Below are 18,555 nucleotides of genomic sequence, written 5' to 3'. Positions count from 1 at the left end.
CCCTACAATAAATTTTTAGACTGTAGTAAAAAAGTAGAGGTATTTTTAAGGATCGTTAAATCGTTCCATCCCAAGTGCTTACGGTCTTTGATTTTTTCTCATGTTCATCAAACCAATGTGTAGTTACAACTTTTCTTTCCGTGTAAAAGCGATAACCGTCTTTACCAAGGCAATGCAAATCGCCAAAGAAGGATTTTTTATGCCCATTGAATGGGAACATCCCCACTGGTACTGGAATACCAACATTTACACCGACCATTCCACCATCTGTATGGCGGACGAATTCTCTAGCATAATACCCATTTTGCGTGAAAATTACCGAACCATTTGCATAAGGATTATCATTCATGATGGACAATCCTTCTTCAAAGGTTTTTACCCTTTTAATACAAAGTACAGGCCCGAAAATTTCTCTCGTCCCTACACTCATCCCTTCCTTAACATGATCTAAAATTGTTGGCCCAATATAAAAACCTTTTTCATGCCCTTTTACGGTAACATCTCGTCCATCAAGCACAAGCTGCGCACCTTCATCAAGCCCTTTCTGAATCCAATTTAAAACTGATTTTTTATGTTCATCATTAATAACAGGTCCAAGTCTGGTTGTTTTATCATAAGCAGGTCCTATCGTCAATTTCTTGGCCTGCTCAATGATCGCTTTCACCAGCGCATCTGCGATGCTTTCCTGCACAACCACAACTGGCAAAGCCATACAACGTTCGCCAGCGCAACCAAACGCAGCATTCACAATACCTGCGGCAGTCCGTTCAATCGGTGCATCCTCTAAGACCAAAGCATGATTTTTTGCTTCACATAAAGCCTGTACTCTTTTTCCTGCCGCTGCAGCAGTTGCATAGATATGTAGCCCAACGTCTGTAGAACCAACGAAGGTAATCCCTTTTACGTCTGGATGAGACAATAAAATTTCAGCTTCATGCCTAGAGCATGTGACAATATTAATGACACCATCCGGCAAACCAGCTTCTTTATATAATTCTGCCACACGCATACAAGTTTGTGGTGTAAACGTAGCCGCTTTTAATACAATTGTATTTCCGCAAGCAATACAGATTGGTGTCATCCATCCCATAGGAATCATCGCAGGAAAATTAAAGGGAACAATTCCGGCGAATACACCAATCGGTTCACGATAAGCAACAGTATCATAGCCTTTTGAAGCATCCAAAAGACTTTCACTCATCATGAGAGAAGGTGCTGCTAAAGCTTGTTCAGTTCCTTCTTTTGCCTTTAAAACATCTCCCTCTGCTTCTCCCCATGCTTTTCCATTTTCTAATGCTACCAAATGTGTGAGCTCTTCCATATTTTTGACTAGGAGTTCACGAAATTTATATAATATCTGAACTCTTTTCAGTACGGGAGTTGCCGACCAGCCTGGGTATGCAGCCTTTGCACTGGCAATGGCTTCTTCTACTTCACTCGGCGTACAGCGTGGTACTTTCGCTATAATCTCTCCCGTGCTTGGATCAAAGGCGTCCGAATAAACTTCGGTTTTAGAGGTTTTGAATTCTCCGTTTACGTAGTACTGCAATCTTTTTACTTCATGCATAGTAATACAACCTTCTTCCTCAAAAGTAATAAAACGCTAACTACATGATAACATTTTAGTTCATACAATACAATATTTTTGTTATATTTTTATTTTATATTGATTATATTTTGATGATATTGTGGTTATATTAATATATTTGCAAATTCTCAAAAATGATCTTAGCAGCAACAAACCTCAATTATTTTTGCCGCTAACTAGCGAATCTGAAGACCAATACCTTGGTCTGTCATTTAACTATACCGTGCCTACTTTTAAATCACGCATAAGATACAATGCTTGTTGGTAGTTTTCAAACAATTCATATACGATAGATTTATCAATTTTACCTTTTGCTACCAGATCTAAAATAATTCTCTTTACACGTTCTTCCGGTAAACTCTTTCGATAGGGTCTATCTTCCGTAAGCGCAACAAATATGTCTGCAACGGCAACGATCCTCGAACCAAGCGGGAGTGAATCCTTCCCGATTCTAAAAGGATATCCCTGCCCGTCCAAAGTTTCATGATGATATGCCGCCCACTTCGCAATCATATCAAAGCCATCAATTTCTTGTAAAATACGATATGTATAATATGTATGCTGCCTAATAATAATAACTTCTTCTTTATTTAAATTTCCTGGTTTCTCTAAAATCTCATTTGGTACTGCCAGCTTCCCCAGATCATGCAAAAGTCCAGCAATTTTCATGTTTTTAACTTCATCAGCACTGAAACCTTTTACTTCTGCCAACAACGCAGCAATTTTAGCAACACTTCGTGAATGTGTTGCAGTAAAAGTACTCATTTTATCAATGATCGTTGCAAAAATTTCAGCGATACGAATTGCGTCATCCAATGAATATCGAATGGATCCATATATGTCTATATTTCTGAAAAATACTTCATAATAGTTAGGGTTCACAAGATCAAGCCAAAAACTTTCCTTTTGGGCCAATTTTTTCACCGCTTCTACTAAAAATGGATCAAAATCTCTTCCACTTCCCGCTTCAATCGAGTGCAAAATATGCTTACATTGATTGAAAATAAATTCATGATCATGGATTAAAACCTCAATGCGATCCGCAATATGTATAATGCGACTTGTTAAAGGGATCTGCTCTCCCATAAGACCAGAACAATTTTCCCCTGCCCATTTATCGTGATGATATCGAATCGGTTTTGCTAAGTCTCCCAACTGCACTGAATCTTTTAATAGCTGATACCCATCTTCAGCATGCCGATAAATTCCATATCGATCAAATTGTTCAGGCGCAATGATTTTTTGGCGTTCACTCCAGCTCGATGCAGCCCCAATATCATGTAGTAATGCGGCATAGACTAATTGCTGATGTTCAACTGCATTTAAGTTTATTTGTCGCGCAATCCTATCGCTGATCAGTGCTGTACGCCAATGGTGGATTGACATACCATTGACAGCAAGTTCAAGTGCCATTGACAGTGCTTTTATTAGATTTACTGGATGTATGTCAAAAGAATGCATGCTAAAAATACTCCTCTATCCATAATTTTCAACTCTATTCATACAAAATTCCACTTATTTTTCAACTTCTATATTGCCAGACGCTTCAAACATCTGCAAACTTCACAAATTATAGATTTGGTAATTGCCAATCAACAGGCGTCTTTTGATGGTTTACAAGAAAATCATTTGTTTTAGAAAATGGCTTACTGCCGAAAAAGCCGCGATGTGCCGATAATGGACTAGGGTGTACAGACTCTAGAATATAATGATTTGGATTTGTAATCATCATTTTTTTCTTTTGTGCAGGTTTTCCCCAAAGAATAAACACCAAAGGATCTGTTCGTTCGTTGAGCAGAGCAATCACTTTATCCGTGAAAGTTTCCCAACCGAGGCCTTGATGTGAGTTTGCCTGACGTTCACGAACAGTAAGTACTGCATTTAAAAGTAAAACACCCTGCTTTGCCCATGGAATTAAGCACCCGTTATTCGGTATCGTACAACCTAAATCGTCTTTCAGTTCTTTAAAAATATTCACTAAAGACGGCGGTGCTTCTACACCCGGCTGCACTGAAAAGCTAAGTCCATGAGCTTGTCTTGGTCCATGGTAGGGATCTTGCCCTAAAATCACTACTTTTGTATCTTTATAACTGGTGTAATGCAGTGCATTAAAAATATCATACATGCTGGGAAATATAGTGCGTGTTTTGTATTCACGAATCAAAAATTCCCGCAGTTTTATATAATAAGTTTCTTCCAGCTCGGCATTTAAATAATTTGCCCAATCATTTTTAAATATCTCCATCCTCGATCCGTCCTTATCCTCATTATAATAAAAAATCCCATTGCTCTTATTTTATCATATTGCAATGGGATTTTTTTATATAAATTTATTTAACCGCATCAAAGCCAAGCTTTAAAGCTGTTGTATTTTTTTCAATCGTCGCTGGCGGCACACGATTTGCTACAGTTTCCTTAATGACATCAAAAGAAACTAATTTTGATACTTTTACAAGTAAACCTAAAGCAACCATATTCGCAAACAGTACTTTTCCAACTTGTTCAACAGCAATCCGTGTAATAGGCACTTTAATTACATTTGGAAAATCCGGCACATTCGGCACTAAATCCTCGTCAACGATTAAAATTCCATCTCCATGCAAATCACCATAATATTTATCTGCTGCTTGTTGTGTCATCGCAAGAACAATGTCCGGCGTTGTAACTTTAGGATGATAGATCGTACGATCTGAAATAATCACTTCTGCTTTTGATGCCCCGCCGCGAGCTTCCGGACCATAAGATTGCGATTGTACAGCTTCTTTACCCTCTTTGACTGCACCTTCGGCAAAAATAATGGCTGCCGTAATCACGCCCTGTCCGCCTGATCCAGATAACCGTATTTGCTTCATTATTTCGCACCTCCAGCCAAGTCAATTACTTTTTGATACGCAGTTGTGTATTCAGTAAATGAACTATTATAAAATATACCGATCGGGAACTTCCCTTCTTTTTTCTCCGCTGGCAATTTATCGTAAGCTGCTTTCATTACCGCTGTATCACGCATCCATTTAAGCATCTCAGCAGCATCACCCAACTTATTTTTACGGCCGTAAGAAATCGGACACTGCGTAATTGCTTCAATAAAGGAAAAACCTGCATTATCCATACCAGTTGAAATCATATCACTTAAATGCTTCACGTGAAAAGCCGTACTGCGAGCCACATAGGTTGCACCAGCTGCCTCTGCCAGATGACAAGGATCAAATGGTCTGTCTACCGTCCCATAAGGCGCAGTCGTAGCTTTTTTATCTAGTGGCGTTAACGGAGATGCCTGCCCGCCAGTCATACCATAAATATTATTATTAAATAAAATAACTGTTAAATCAACATTTCTCCTAGCACCATGAATAAAATGATTACCGCCAATTGCGGTACAGTCACCGTCCCCAGTGATTACAATTACATTTAATTCTGGATTTGCCAGTTTAATTCCCGTTGCAAAAGGAATCGCTCTGCCATGCGCGGTATGCAAAGTATCAAAATTCATATACCCGGATGCTCTAGACGAACAACCAATACCAGAAACAATTACGGTTTTATCTTGATCTAAACCTTTTTGCTCAATCGCCTGTACAATTGCCTTCATCACTATCCCATTGCCACAGCCGGGACACCACATATGCGGCAACCTATTTTCACGAAAATATTTATCATAGCTTCTCATGATTCAGCCACCTCCACAGTCAAAGCTTCAACTGCATTGCAAATCTCATCTGGTGTAAAGATTTCTGTATTATATTTGGCTAGAAGTTTTACTTTCGCTCTCCCGCCTGCAACACGTTCGACTTCATTGACAAGCTGTCCATAATTCAATTCAGGAACCAAAATTGCCTTGACTTTTTCAGCAGTATCTCGAATGACTTTATCAGCAAAAGGCCATATTGTCATTAAGCGAATCATGCCTACCTTTATGCCATTTTGCCGTGCTTTTTCTACTGCGGCATAGGCAGTACGCGCCGTACCACCATACGCAACTACGGCATATTCGGCATCTTCCATAAAAAATGCATCATAATGCGTAATTTCGTCTTGCGCGATTTCAATTTTTTCATGCAGCCGACGAATACACTCTTCTGTAACTTTTGGGCTGCCGGATGGGAAGCCGGTTTCATCATGCACAAGACCCGTAACATGAATACGATTGCCTGTGCCAAAATCCGCAACATTCGGCACTAAATCAGCCGCAGGTCTGAATGGTTGATAGCCTTCATCACGTGTACACTCAGGTTTTCTGCGCGGATAAATTATAATATCTTCCGCTTCAGGAAGCTCTACTTTTTCGCGTAAATGTCCGATAATTTCATCAAGTAAAATGATCACCGGTGTTCTAAAGCGTTCCGCATAATTCACGGCTTTTATTGCCACTTCAAAACTTTCTTTTACAGACCATGGTGACAATGCAATCATTGGATGGTCGCCATGTGTTCCCCAACGGGCTTGCATCACATCACCTTGCGCTGGCGACGTTGGCTGCCCAGTGGAAGGACCGACACGCTGTACATTGGCAATTACAAGCGGAATTTCAGCAATGGCTGCATAGCCGATCAATTCTTGTTTCAAAGAAAAACCTGGTCCCGATGTTGCAGTTAAAACTTTCTTTCCGGCAAGCGATGCGCCCAAAACGACTGCAATTCCTGCAATTTCATCTTCCATTTGAATAAATTTACCGCCCACTTTTGGCAACATAACCGCCATAGATTCAGCAATCTCTGTAGACGGCGTGATCGGATATCCACCAAAAAAACGAACCCCTGCTGCAATTGCACCTTCAGCACAAGCTTCATTTCCTTGCATAAGTTTTATTTTTCCCATTATGCATGCACCTTCTTATCTACATAAATTGCATAGTCCGGACAACGCAGCTCACATTGTCCACAGGCAATACATGCCTCCGCTCTGATTACCTGAACTTTCCCCAAAGTATCTAATTGCAGAACCTCTTTTGGGCAAAATGCAACACAGATATTACAACCTTTGCATCTCTCTTTTTTAATTCGTATCTCCGCTTTCATAGAGCAGCCTCCTTACACACTACAATAAATTAAGTCCGATAAAAACTTCCAGCCATAACGAAACTTTCCAGCTCGCGCTCTTCCTCATAAAGATGAACGATCCATTTATAAAATTACACATTTCCCTGTATTAAAATGCTATAAACAATAATAACAAATAACGCTATAAAAATCTATCCTATTTGTAAATTTATTTAAAATAAATTCAATCATAAAATACTTTTATCCCTGTTTTTTCATACATCCTATTGCATTATTTTCCTAATAAATCTCTTAATCCCTAGTGTTTATCTGCTTTTTCAACTATTTTCTTGTTATTTTTTACACCATATTCCACTATTTCTCGCAAACAAAAAAAGACAAGACATTTTTGCAAATGTCTTGTCTTTTTTATCATAAAAATCACAAATTCTTGTATAAATATTCTTTCACAGCTTCACTATCTTCCAAGGTAAGAACTTCATCCAAAATCTCTTTCGCTTTCGTTGAGCTTATGGAACGGATTTTTTCTTTTACTCTTGGAATTGACGGTGCACTCATACTAAGCTCATGGATACCCATTGCCATTAAGATAACAGCAGCATATGGGTCGCTTGCCATTTCGCCGCACATTCCAGCCCAAATACCATTTTCCCGCGCGGACTGAATCGTTGTATGAATAAGACGTAAAACAGCAGGATGAAAATGGCTATATAAATAACTTACATTATGATTCACACGATCAACTGCAAGTGTATATTGCACTAAATCATTGGTTCCAATACTAAAGAAATCAACGTGTTTTGCCAACACAGGTGTCAAAACAGCAGCTGCTGGCGTTTCTACCATGATTCCTAATGGAACAGTATCAGAAAATGCTTTACCTTCATGCGCTAATTCTAATTTTGCTTGTGCGATTAATTCTTTGACTTGTTTTACTTCTGCTACACTAATCACCATAGGTAACATAATTGCAGCTTTACCAAAAACACCCGCACGAAGAATTGCTTTTAACTGCGGCATAAACAGTTCACGTCTAGCCAAACTAATACGGATCGCCCGCCAACCTAGAAATGGATTTTCTTCCTTTGGAATATCTAAATAAGCAAGTGGTTTATCACCACCGATATCCATTGTACGAATTACGCAAATATTGCCGGCGCATTTTTCAATTGCTTCTTTATAAGCTTTATATTGATCTTCCTCTGTTGGGATATCTTCTCTGCCCATAAATACAAATTCAGTTCTAAATAAACCTACACCTTCACAGCCATAAGATAACGCGCTGTCCATATCGGTATGCGCACCAATATTTGCTGCCAGTTGTACCTTAACACCATCTGTAGTTTCTGCTGGCAATGGAGCAAGTTTCGCATAATATGCCTTTAACTCTTGTTGCTTTTTCAGTTTTTCTTGATAAGTTTCTACAATCTCATCGGATGGATTCAAAACGATTTCGCCAGTTTCACCGTCAAGTAAAACACTTGAACCATCTGCAATCCCCTTTACTTTTTCACCAAGTCCAACAACCGTTGCAATCGCTCTTGCCTTCGCAATAATAACAGCATGACAGGTTGTACTGCCTTGCCCCAGAATAACCCCTTGAATTTTTTCAGTTGGGATATTGGCAATGACAGAAGGTTCAATTTCATTACCGCAAAGAATCACAGCTTCATCACCAAGCTCTGGTTCCTTAACCCCTAGAATATATTTCGCAATCCTTCTGCCTACATCACGGATATCAACTGCGCGTTCACGAAAATATGCATCATCCATATTTTCAAACAAAGTCGCAGATTCTTCGCTTGCCGCAAGTACAGCACGCGGTGCATTCACACCATCTTGTACTTTTGCCAGAATCGATTCTTCCATCATCGGATCCTGCGCCATCATACGATGCGCTTCCATAATTGCAGCCTGCTCAGGCATGTTTTTTTCTTGTAAAGTTTTTACATTGGTTTGTAATATTTCTGTAACATCTTTTAAAGCTTTTTTAACTTTTTCAAGTTCCGCTTGTATATCGCCTGCTCCATAAGCAGAAAGATAACCATCGATATTCTGACTTACAAGCATAATTTTGCCAATAGCAATTCCAGAAATAACACCTTTCCCTCGTAACACTTCTGGCATACTTGTGAGCCTCCTTATTCTTCGCCGAATTTTGATTCCACTAATTCTTTAAGTGCTTTTACTGCTGCGTCTGCATCTGCGCCTTCTGCACTAATTACAACTTCTGTACCTTTTACTAAGCCAAGACTCATGATCATTAAAATGCTTTTTGCATCAATGCTTTTGCCTTTTGCCTCTAATTTAATTTTGCTTTGAAATTTTGTTGCTGCTTGCACCAACATAGATGCTGGTCTTGCATGAATTCCTGCTTTATTTGCGATAACTACTTTTGCTTCCATAATTCAAATCTCTCCATTCCAAATTTAATATTTTAAAATTTTTAATGAAACGAACCTGTCATACATTTTAAATAACATCATGTATTATTTGCGATATTTCTAAATTTATTAAATTCAAAAACTTCAATGTACAACCTATGTTATTTATATGCAAGTGTTATGCCAACTCTTTAGAAAAAATTAAAACTGCAGAAAAACATTTACATTACCCTTAGTTTTTCTACATTTTTCGCGAAAATACAACCTAAATTATAAAACTTTGCAATTAATATCGCTTATATCATAATATAAAAAACAAGCAACACCTAGTAAAAAGTATCAATTTTTCATAATAAGTTGATACTTTTTACTAGGTGTTGCTACTTTTTTACTAGGACTTATCTCTTGCCAAATTATACCAAACCGTATTTTTTGGCTTTTGTCGCTACTGTTTTATGCGTTAGCTTTAGCATTTTACTCGCCGCATTAAAACTACCACATCGTTTTAATGCGTTGCTGATAATCTGTTTCTCATATTCTTCCCAAGGAAGAACCGCACCACATTCAAATTTTTTAACTTCCCTTTTAACGGTTTCACCAGTTATATAGGAAGGTAGATGTTCAATTGCAATATAATCAGATTCCATCAGCGTAATAACGCGTTCAATGATGTTCTCTAATTCTCGAACGTTTCCCGGCCATTTATAGGCCATGAGAACTTCCAATGCCTCCGGTGTAATCGATCTCACCTGTTTGCCGGATTGTTCATTTATTTTCTTTATAAAATGTTCTGTCAATAGCGGAATATCTTCCACTCGCTCGCGAAGAGGTGGCAAAAATAAAGGAATAACATTTAAACGATAATAAAGATCATCACGAAAAGTTCCCTGCCGAACCATTTCTTCTAAAGATCGATTCGTTGCTGCAATAATACGTACATCGACTTTGATTGTATTTTCTCCGCCCACACGGTCGAACTCTTTCTGTTGTAAAGCGCGTAATAATTTAACCTGCATATTTTTATCCATTTCACCAATTTCATCAAGAAAAATCGTTCCGTGATTTGCAAGTTCAAATTTACCAAGTTTGCGCTTCACCGCACCTGTAAAAGCACCTTTTTCATGTCCGAAAAGTTCACTCTCTAATAAAGCAGAAGGAATCGCCCCGCAATTTACACGAATAAACGGTCCTTTTGATCGATGACTGGCATAATGAATCCCCTCAGCAACAAGTTCTTTCCCCGTACCACTTTCACCACGAATTAGCACAGTCGCTGTACTCTCAGCAGCTTTTGTTGCCATTGCAAGCACGTCCAAAATACGTCCGCTTGAACCAATATAATTTTCAAATGCCTTATTGGTTTTCTTTGTTCTCATCAGCTCTTGCTCTAAGTATTCGGCTTTTGCTGACATCGTGCTCAGCTTTTCCATCAAATTCTGGACTTCAGTAATATTTTTAATAACCGAGACAACACCGGAAATTTCGCCATCTATCATAATCGGATTTACATTCGCTACAACCATCGTCCCATCACGCTTTTTACTAAAGCTATTGATTTCTGGTTTTCCAGTCTTCAGCACGCTGCATCTTGTACCATTTGGCGCAACTTCATAGACATTGGTACCAAGAACCTGTTCACGTTCTCGATGAACAATCCGCAAATATGAAGAATTTACATAATTAACTTCACCAGTCTTACTTACAACACAAATTCCATCCTGCACAGACTCTAAAATCAATTGTAAGCGTTCTTGCAATTCTTTTACTTCGTAAAATTCCCATTTAATTTTTTCCAATGCAGAAATATCTTCAAAAACGGCAATTGCGCCTCGCACCTCACCATTAATCACAATCGGGGTACGATTCGTTATCGTCAACGACTTGCCCATCATTTGTCTAGATGCAATTTCACCTTCACCAGTCTTATTGACAATATTCAACCGAGTATTTGGCACAACATCTTCCACATTCTTACCAATCGCAGCAGACTCGTGAATACCGATAATTCTTGCTGCAGCGGGGTTACAAACCGTAATGATATCGTGCTGATTGGTAACAATTAAACCATTTGCCATGTTTGCAAAAATTTGCTCTGCCGTAAACGCATTCTCATGTAATAGTTGATCTACAGCACGCATTTCATTTGGTGTATGCACCGTAAAATCACTTTCAAGAAATACAACCATTGCTTCCACAGCTTGCTCGGCTTTTTCTCCCTTTGCCGAAACCCACACAACATCTCCGCAAACGATTTTCAATGCCACAATCGGCATAAGTGCTTGTATTTCCAATCGTTCACTTTGTCTGGTTCGCAGCTGCATTTTGCACTTATATTTTTGATAAATTTCAATTGATTTTTGCACGATCATCGCAGCAACACGCGCATGAACACCACTTTTATGCTTAATTGTCGCTTGTCTTTCAAACAACATATGTCAAACCTCTTTCCAAGCAAGATGTTACGTATAAACTAGCTTTTATTATACCGCATACGATACTTTTATACCAAAAAATTTTTATACATAGTGCAAAAGTCCTCTTGATTTTTTTTACTTTTTTTATATAATTCAAAATTTATTGCAAAAATTACAGGATTTCTGTAAATTTTGTCGAATTCAAACCAAAATCAAGATAATTTATTTATATGGTGATGTGAAAGTGGACTATATCATAATTACATTCTTGTCAATCGCAATCGGCCTTTTTGGTGCATTTAAAATTGCAAAATATATTGGACTCGAATTAAATGCAAAACCTTTGTTGTTATGCGTTCTCTGTGCGATTTTATTGATTAGCACACTGCCAATGAGCAGAACATATTTGAATCCGTATCATGACCTTGTGATTTTAGGCGTTACAATTTTATTGGCGTATTTTATCGCCCGTTACAATTCACATCTTATTTCACATAAAGCAACTGTACAGAATTTAGTTTTAGAAACAGCAGAGGCGCAAACTACGCTAGATAATGAAATCCCTATGCCGAAAAAAGCTGAAATAATGAAAACCTTTGCTCCTATAAAAACAAAAAATGTGCAAACAGAAAGCATGAATCTGGCAAAGCCTTTGTCAGCAGTCAAAGAGCCGATGCCTACTAAATCTGAAGTTGGGACCAATTGCGATAGTTTCATTGAAAAGACTGCAATGAAACTTGCAAAAAGTCAGAAAATGCCGACACTTAAGAAACAAGAACCATCGGAAAGTAAGCCCACTTTATATTTAGTCTCAAATGAACAAAAAACTACAGTGATCAGCCCACCGTTGATTACGGCTTTAAACACAGAAAAAACTTTCGTGGATACAGAATCACCAGATGTGAAAAATCAGAAAAAAATCTCCACAATGAATCAAATTTCTAAGCTTGAAGCGCTAGACGATTTATTAGACTATGCTTTTGATCAAGTAAGCAAAAACGAGCATGACTGCGCACTTTATGCTTTTAAAAAGGCATTAAAATTATATCAGCATGATGCGTATGCTCCATTTATCGTTATTGAAATAGGAAATATTTATAAAACTGCTGGTTTATATGACGATGCCATTGTAATATATAATAAAGCTCTTAAATTACCAGCCTTAATTCAAAATGAGGATTTAAAAAGAGAGTTTATTAATAACATTGCGTATTTGCGTATTATAAAAAATGCTTTGCTTAGGCGCAATATTACACGCAAGCCATTTAAAGATATTTCACAGAATATGTTTGGTGAAATCGAACGCGAGTTTCAAAGCTGGCGAACCAAAAACGACTTACAAATTCAGAATCTAGGGGGATTATAAATGAAAAAAAGTGTACATATTTTAGGATTGCCAATCATAAGTATTACTGAAGGTAAAGAATTAGGAATCAGTAAATCGTTGGTAATCGATGCTGCAAATGGTATCATTACCGCTCTGATCATTGAAGATGAAGATTGGTACCGCGGCGTTAAAATATTACCTTATACTTCCGTAATCGCAATTGGTGACGATGCGATTACAATTACAAGCAGTGAAAGTATTTTAACTGTAGACGAAGCTACTGAATTCGAACCATTACTGACAGCAAACATCAAAGTAATCGGTACAAAGGCAATTACGAAAGCAGGTAGTATTCACGGAATTGTAAATGAAATCATTGTTGACGACAATGGAAAAATTGCCAAATGTGAAATCATGACGCCTTCAAATGAAATCAGCGAAGTCTCTGCCGAGCAGGTATCCGTTTTCGGTAAACAAGTTACCGTAATCGACAGCGAAGTCCCTGAAAGAGATCTTAGTGAGCAAATAAAAACTGTAAAACCAGCTGAAACAACTGTTGCAGTCGAAAAAGAACAACAATCGGTGACGGCGACAACTTCTAAAGTGGAAGTTAAGCCAGAGACACCTAATCCAATAGAAAAAGTGGAAGCACCAAAGGCAGAACCACCTAAAACTGAAACGAAAACTGAAGAACCTGCAGCTGATCCAAAAGTAACAGCAGCTAAACAACCAGCAGATAAAATAGCAGATGACAGACATCGTCGTTTCTTGCTTGGCAAAAAAGCAAGTCGTCGCATTACAACTGATAATGGTATTGTTATTGTTGAAGCGGGCGCAGATATTACTGAAGAAGTTTTACAAAAAGCGAAATTAGCAAATAAATTCGTTGAACTTTCTATGAATATTCAATAATAAAATGCCAGCCTTTTGGTAATAATAAACCCCTGCTCATGCAGGGGTTTTCTATGCTCACGCTGTCTATTACTGCAAAAGGAGGAATATAGTATTTTTAATAAAATTTCTCAAAATGCAAAAATGTGTCTCATTTTCTCTATTATTATTCTTTTATTCTCTTCCATCATTCTCATTAGCTTCAGTATGGCTTTATCTGTATCTGAACGTATTTTCTATGGCGTAACAGCAGCAGATATACCAATTGGCGGACACACTGTACAAGAAGCCCAAACTAAGCTGGAGCAAATCTATCATAGTAAATTAGATAAAAAAGCAATCATTCGACTTCATTATAAAGATAAATCTTGGAATATCATGCCAAGCGATATTGATTTCTATATAAATTTTGAACAAACTGCAAAAAATGCTTATCAAATTGGTCGTGGAAACAACATATTGCAAAGTTTCTGGGAAAGATTCAGGAGCGCACATCATGGAATTAAAATTCCTTATGTGATCACTTACGACGAAACAAAATTAAGAGCAATCCTCTGGCAGATTGGTCTTGAAACGGCAACAGAAAGAAAAGACGCTTACATAGAATTAGAAAATGATATCATTTCCATCGTGCCTGAAGTTACCGGGCAGAAATTGAATCATGAAGATTTACTTTCTACACTTGCACAAAAACTTTTTGACTTTGAGCTTCCTGTTTCACTTGAATTGCCAGTTGTAGAAGATGTGCCAAATGTAACGAAAACCGCTCTAGAAAAGATTGATACGGTTTTATCTGTATACAGCTCTAATTTTAATCATTTTAACACAAATCGCAGTGAAAACATCCGCATTGCTGCCAATAGTATCAATCATTTGCTATTAAGACCAGATGAAGTTATATCTTTTAATGATTTGACAGGCTTACGCATTGCCGAGGCTGGTTTTAAAGAAGCACCTGTTATCATCGAGGGGAAAACTGTCCCTGATATCGGCGGAGGCGTTTGCCAAGTCAGCAGCACTCTATACAATTCTATCCTGCTTGCCGACATGAAACCCGTTGAACGGACCCCGCATTTTCATCCACTGGGTTACGTTCCAATTGGACTAGATGCAACGGTTGCAGATCATTTACTCGATTTTAAGTTTAAAAATACGCTAGCCAACAACGCGTATATTATAGCAAAAGTGGCAGACGGAACTTTAACCATTGCTATTTTAGGAAACTTAAGCGATCGCAGCAAGGAAACAATCACGTTGACCTCAAATGTAGATAAAACCCTCTCACCTGGTACCGTAAATAAATATGATCCAAATTTACCTGCCGGCAAGATGGTTGTTGAGGATAAAGGATTAACGGGCTATATTGTCTCGTCTTACCGTATTAAAAGTATCAATGGACAGGAAATAAGCCGTGAGTTACTTTATGTCGATGAATACAGTCCGGAAGATCAAATCGTTGTTGTAGGAACGAAATTATCTGAAGAAACGTTTTCCCCCAAAAAAAGCGATCGAAAAAGATCTACAAAAAAATAAAAAATTAAAGCTGAGGGATAATCCCCTCAGCTTTAATTTTTATCTTATTTAAATTTTAAATCTAGAAATTGCTCTCTTCAATTCAGTAGAAAGATTGGCTAAATTTTGACTTGCTGATGCAATCTCTTGCATTGCTGCTGATTGTTCTTCCGTCGCAGCCGATACAGACTGCACTTCAGCTGCATTTTTCTTACTTACTTCATCAATTTGCTGCATCGCTGTTAACATATCGTTGCTGCCGATTGCCATCGTATTGATTGATTTTGATATATCAGCGATCTCATCTGACAAATGGCTGATCACATTCACAATGTTTTTAAATGTTTCATCGGCCGAATTCACCGCTTCAATTCCTTTGCCAATACCAACCGTACCGGCCTGACTTGCCGAAACAGCCTTTTCCATATCAATTTGATTGCGTTTCACCAATTCGCCGATCTTTTGCGATGAAAGATGGGATTCCTCAGCCAACTTTCTTACTTCTTCAGCAACGACCGCAAAACCGCGCCCTTGTTCTCCAGCACGTGCTGCTTCAATTGCAGCATTCAACGCTAAAAGATTTGTTTGTCCGGCAATATTAGAAATCAAATCAACGATATTACTGATTTCTTGAGACCCTTGTTCCAATTTATGTATGGCTTGCTGTACTTCTTCAGCACCTGATCCAATTTGCTGCATTTGCTCCACTGCACTCGCAATCGCCGTACGCCCAAGCTCCACATCGTCATTTGCTGTGTGCGCAACTTCTGCTACATTTTTTGATTTATGTGCAATTTCCTCAGAAATGTTGGCGACTTCCTTTGCCACACCATTTACATTTTTTGCAGATAACGATTGTTTTTCTACGCCTTGCGCAATATCCGTAATTGATACCGCGACCTGATTTGATGCTTCTGCAGATTGCCCTGCACTTTCATGCAGCATTTCACTCGATGCTGCGACCTCTTCAGCTTCCCCTTGTATTTTCTTTATTAAATCTCGTAAATTGTTTCTCATTTCATGGAAACCTTTTGCCAATTGACCAATTTCATCATCACTATCAACACTAACTGGTCTATCTTTAAAGTCGCCATCTTTTAAACGCATACAATCATCACGAATGATCTCTATCGGTTTAGAAATATTTTTAGCAAACACATAAATACAAATAATAGCTAACAATATAAAGAAGATGGAAATGCCAAACATATAGTTTGCCAATCGTTTTACAGGCGCCGTCACTTCAGACTCTGGCGCAGTAATTACCATAACCCAGCGTTGTCCAAAAAGATCGATCGGCGTCAATACTGCAACATCGTCTCTTCCCAGTACATTTTTGTAATAACAGCTCATCGCTTCACCAGTTTCAACGACTTGTTTAAAAGTTCGCATTAAGTCCTCATCTAACTCCGTCGCCACTGTTTTAAGTTCTGGGTTAATTGTTTTTTCTGACAAGTCCAATTTGTTGATAAATTCTGGTGCTTTATTGTTTGCAATTACCTTCCCTTTGTTTTCCACAATATAACCATACCCAGAATCTCTGAATTTTACCTGATCTAAAACTTTAGATAATTTCTCTAAGGTAATACTCCCCATCATCATGCCAACAAACTGTCCATTTTCAAAGGCAGGTGCAGTTAATACAAGGATTAATTTACCCGTAACACCTGATACAACAGGCTGCGGTACATATGCTTTTTGTGTATCCAGCACTTTTTTGAAATATTCACGATCTGCACGATTAAATTTTTTACCATCGGCACGAATACAATTTCCTTTTAAATCTGAATAATATAAAGAATCAAAGCCTAATCGCTTTTGCGAATTTGCCAGATACGCAACTTTTGCCTGCTCATCATTGCCCCGCAGGACGCTATCAACACCTAACTCTTCCAATCTGATAATACGCTCATTGATGCCTTCCTGTACCTGCATCGAAGATTCTCTTCCCATTGTTCTTATCGTTTCATCTGCTGCTTCATTCAAAGCTTCATTTGCTAAGTAATAACTTACTACAGATAAAACAACAAAACTAAGAATAAATAACGGTAATAAAACTACTAGAAATTTTGTTTTAACATTCTGAAATCGCAAAAATTTCACTCTCCTTTATCATACACTATGAAAATATAAATAAGATTTTTTGTTTGGTTTAAAACAAAATTCAGCAATAAACGTTTATGCATCATTGAGTCCAGATTGACCAGTGCAACCGTTTTAATGTGAAACCTTGATGCCCTATAGATTTCTTACAGACTTGCAGCGCTTCATTAAACGGTCACAATAAACCCTTTTGCTCCTAAAACTCTACATATCTGTTTTATTTCTTAATTATCTTATCATAATCCTATACATAGATTATACTATATTTTCCTGTATTTCCTTATTAGTAATAGTTATATCATATATAGGTAAAAACTATCATCAAGTGAACTATGTTATGTTTCATTCTGCGACGTCAAAATATTTAAGATATAATCTCCATAAACAAAGGAATGGTTAGAATAGATGCCAGTGTACTAAGCGACACCAAAATTGTCGCATATTCACTATCTGCCTTGTAAAAACTTGCTAAAATAACAGTCTGCGCCATAGCTGGCAGAGACGCTTGTATAATGAACACCTTACGCATAAGTTCAGGAATCGGAATAAAATAAGTAATCACGACAATACTAAGCGGGCTGATCACAAATCTACCCAACATTACCAGCAAAATATCTTTATCCAGTCTAATCTTTTTCAAATCAACGCCATGCAAAATAACACCGATAAAAATAATGGCAAGCGGTGTTGTCATATTCCCCATATACCTTGCCGTTTTAAGCAAAAAATCAGGTAAAGATAACTCTAACATAATAAGAAAAATAGCAAATAAAAATCCAAGTATCGGTGCAGAGAATACCTTTTTAACAGTTTCCATACTAAACAGCATCGCCTTATGCTTTTCACCATCTGAACTAATATAATAATTACCAACCGTCCAAAAAAATAGCGTATTGGCAAAGAAATATAACAACGTATATGGTAAAGACTCTTCGCCAAACAATGCAATATTTACCGGAATCCCAACAAATATAGAATTGGATGTAACAAAAGTGCTATGAAAGATTCCAATGTGCCGTTTATTTACTTTACACAATTTTCCTAATACTAAACTAACTACAAAACACATCATCATCGACAACATTGGCACAATTACACCGTACATCATGTGAATCAAATCATCACGGTGAAATGTTGTAATTAGATTACATAGCAAAAACAATGGCAATGACACATACGTAACGAGTTTTGGAAGTAAAGCGGAAGTCTCTTTATTAAACCAGCCTTTTCTTGCCAATATATAGCCAACAAGCCCCATTAAAAGTAAACTAAGAACTCCTTCAATTGCGTGCAATAGTATCATCATATCTCCTACTTTCTATAACTACAATACAATATG

15 protein-coding genes are annotated in these 18,555 nt (G+C 37.7%); 3 read left to right on the top strand and 12 right to left on the bottom strand.

Annotated features, from left to right (window positions below; all coding sequences use genetic code 11):
• Positions 1–55 precede the first annotated feature (55 nt).
• From BN6559_RS10830 to BN6559_RS19730, 10 genes are all read right to left on the bottom strand, one after another.
• Positions 56–1,567: a CoA-acylating methylmalonate-semialdehyde dehydrogenase gene (locus BN6559_RS10830; RefSeq protein WP_110954719.1), complete on the bottom strand. Its 1,512-nt coding sequence runs from the start codon at positions 1,565–1,567 to the stop codon at positions 56–58.
• A 237-nt stretch (positions 1,568–1,804) separates the two neighbouring features.
• On the bottom strand, positions 1,805–3,049 hold the full coding sequence (locus tag BN6559_RS10825; RefSeq protein ID WP_110954718.1) for an HD-GYP domain-containing protein: 1,245 nt from the start codon (positions 3,047–3,049) through the stop codon (positions 1,805–1,807).
• A gap of 109 nt (positions 3,050–3,158) precedes the next feature.
• Positions 3,159–3,833, bottom strand: a complete 675-nt coding sequence (locus tag BN6559_RS10820; RefSeq protein ID WP_110954717.1) for a uracil-DNA glycosylase — start codon at positions 3,831–3,833, stop codon at positions 3,159–3,161.
• Positions 3,834–3,918: 85 nt separating this feature from the next.
• Positions 3,919–4,443, bottom strand: coding sequence for a 2-oxoacid:acceptor oxidoreductase family protein (locus tag BN6559_RS10815; protein WP_110954716.1), 525 nt, complete (start codon positions 4,441–4,443; stop codon positions 3,919–3,921).
• Positions 4,440–5,255, bottom strand: a complete 816-nt coding sequence (locus BN6559_RS10810) for a 2-oxoacid:ferredoxin oxidoreductase subunit beta (RefSeq protein ID WP_110954715.1) — start codon at positions 5,253–5,255, stop codon at positions 4,440–4,442. The genes BN6559_RS10815 and BN6559_RS10810 overlap by 4 nt, the downstream gene beginning before the upstream one ends.
• A complete protein-coding gene (locus BN6559_RS10805) occupies positions 5,252–6,403 on the bottom strand; it encodes a 2-oxoacid:acceptor oxidoreductase subunit alpha (protein ID WP_110954714.1) in 1,152 nt (383 codons plus the stop codon). Before BN6559_RS10805 ends, BN6559_RS10810 begins: the two co-directional genes overlap by 4 nt.
• Entirely contained in the window at positions 6,403–6,603 is a 201-nt protein-coding gene (locus tag BN6559_RS10800) for a 4Fe-4S binding protein (protein ID WP_110954713.1), read from the bottom strand. Before BN6559_RS10800 ends, BN6559_RS10805 begins: the two co-directional genes overlap by 1 nt.
• A gap of 402 nt (positions 6,604–7,005) precedes the next feature.
• Positions 7,006–8,712 carry a phosphoenolpyruvate--protein phosphotransferase gene (ptsP, locus tag BN6559_RS10795; RefSeq protein ID WP_110954712.1) on the bottom strand — a complete coding sequence of 569 codons (1,707 nt, stop codon included), beginning with the start codon at positions 8,710–8,712 and terminating at the stop codon, positions 7,006–7,008.
• A gap of 14 nt (positions 8,713–8,726) precedes the next feature.
• A complete protein-coding gene (locus BN6559_RS10790; protein WP_110954711.1) occupies positions 8,727–8,990 on the bottom strand; it encodes an HPr family phosphocarrier protein in 264 nt (87 codons plus the stop codon).
• 392 nt (positions 8,991–9,382) lie between these two features.
• Positions 9,383–11,401 carry a sigma 54-interacting transcriptional regulator gene (locus BN6559_RS19730; protein ID WP_110954710.1) on the bottom strand — a complete coding sequence of 673 codons (2,019 nt, stop codon included), beginning with the start codon at positions 11,399–11,401 and terminating at the stop codon, positions 9,383–9,385.
• A 226-nt stretch (positions 11,402–11,627) separates the two neighbouring features.
• Here BN6559_RS19730 and BN6559_RS10780 point away from each other — a divergent pair, with 226 nt between their 5' ends.
• The 3 genes from BN6559_RS10780 to BN6559_RS10770 all read left to right on the top strand — a co-directional run bounded on the left by BN6559_RS10780 (position 11,628) and on the right by BN6559_RS10770 (position 15,134).
• A complete protein-coding gene (locus BN6559_RS10780) occupies positions 11,628–12,749 on the top strand; it encodes a tetratricopeptide repeat protein (protein WP_110954709.1) in 1,122 nt (373 codons plus the stop codon).
• Positions 12,750–13,622: a PRC-barrel domain-containing protein gene (locus BN6559_RS10775; protein WP_110954708.1), complete on the top strand. Its 873-nt coding sequence runs from the start codon at positions 12,750–12,752 to the stop codon at positions 13,620–13,622.
• 186 nt (positions 13,623–13,808) lie between these two features.
• Complete coding sequence (locus BN6559_RS10770) at positions 13,809–15,134, top strand: VanW family protein (protein ID WP_199883930.1); 1,326 nt, start codon at positions 13,809–13,811, stop codon at positions 15,132–15,134.
• Between the two features lie 48 nt (positions 15,135–15,182).
• Here the strand turns inward: BN6559_RS10770 and BN6559_RS10765 are convergent, their stop codons facing one another.
• Both BN6559_RS10765 and BN6559_RS10760 read right to left on the bottom strand, forming a co-directional pair.
• Positions 15,183–17,216: a methyl-accepting chemotaxis protein gene (locus tag BN6559_RS10765; protein WP_456060652.1), complete on the bottom strand. Its 2,034-nt coding sequence runs from the start codon at positions 17,214–17,216 to the stop codon at positions 15,183–15,185.
• A gap of 364 nt (positions 17,217–17,580) precedes the next feature.
• On the bottom strand, positions 17,581–18,522 hold the full coding sequence (locus BN6559_RS10760) for an AEC family transporter (protein WP_110954705.1): 942 nt from the start codon (positions 18,520–18,522) through the stop codon (positions 17,581–17,583).
• Positions 18,523–18,555 lie beyond the last annotated feature (33 nt).

The organism is Massilibacillus massiliensis (genome assembly GCF_900086705.1).
Lineage (GTDB): Bacteria > Bacillota > Negativicutes > FLKF01 > FLKF01 > Massilibacillus > Massilibacillus massiliensis.
The sequence above is the reverse complement of the archived record's forward strand: the minus strand, read 5'-3'. Positions and strand labels throughout refer to the sequence as shown.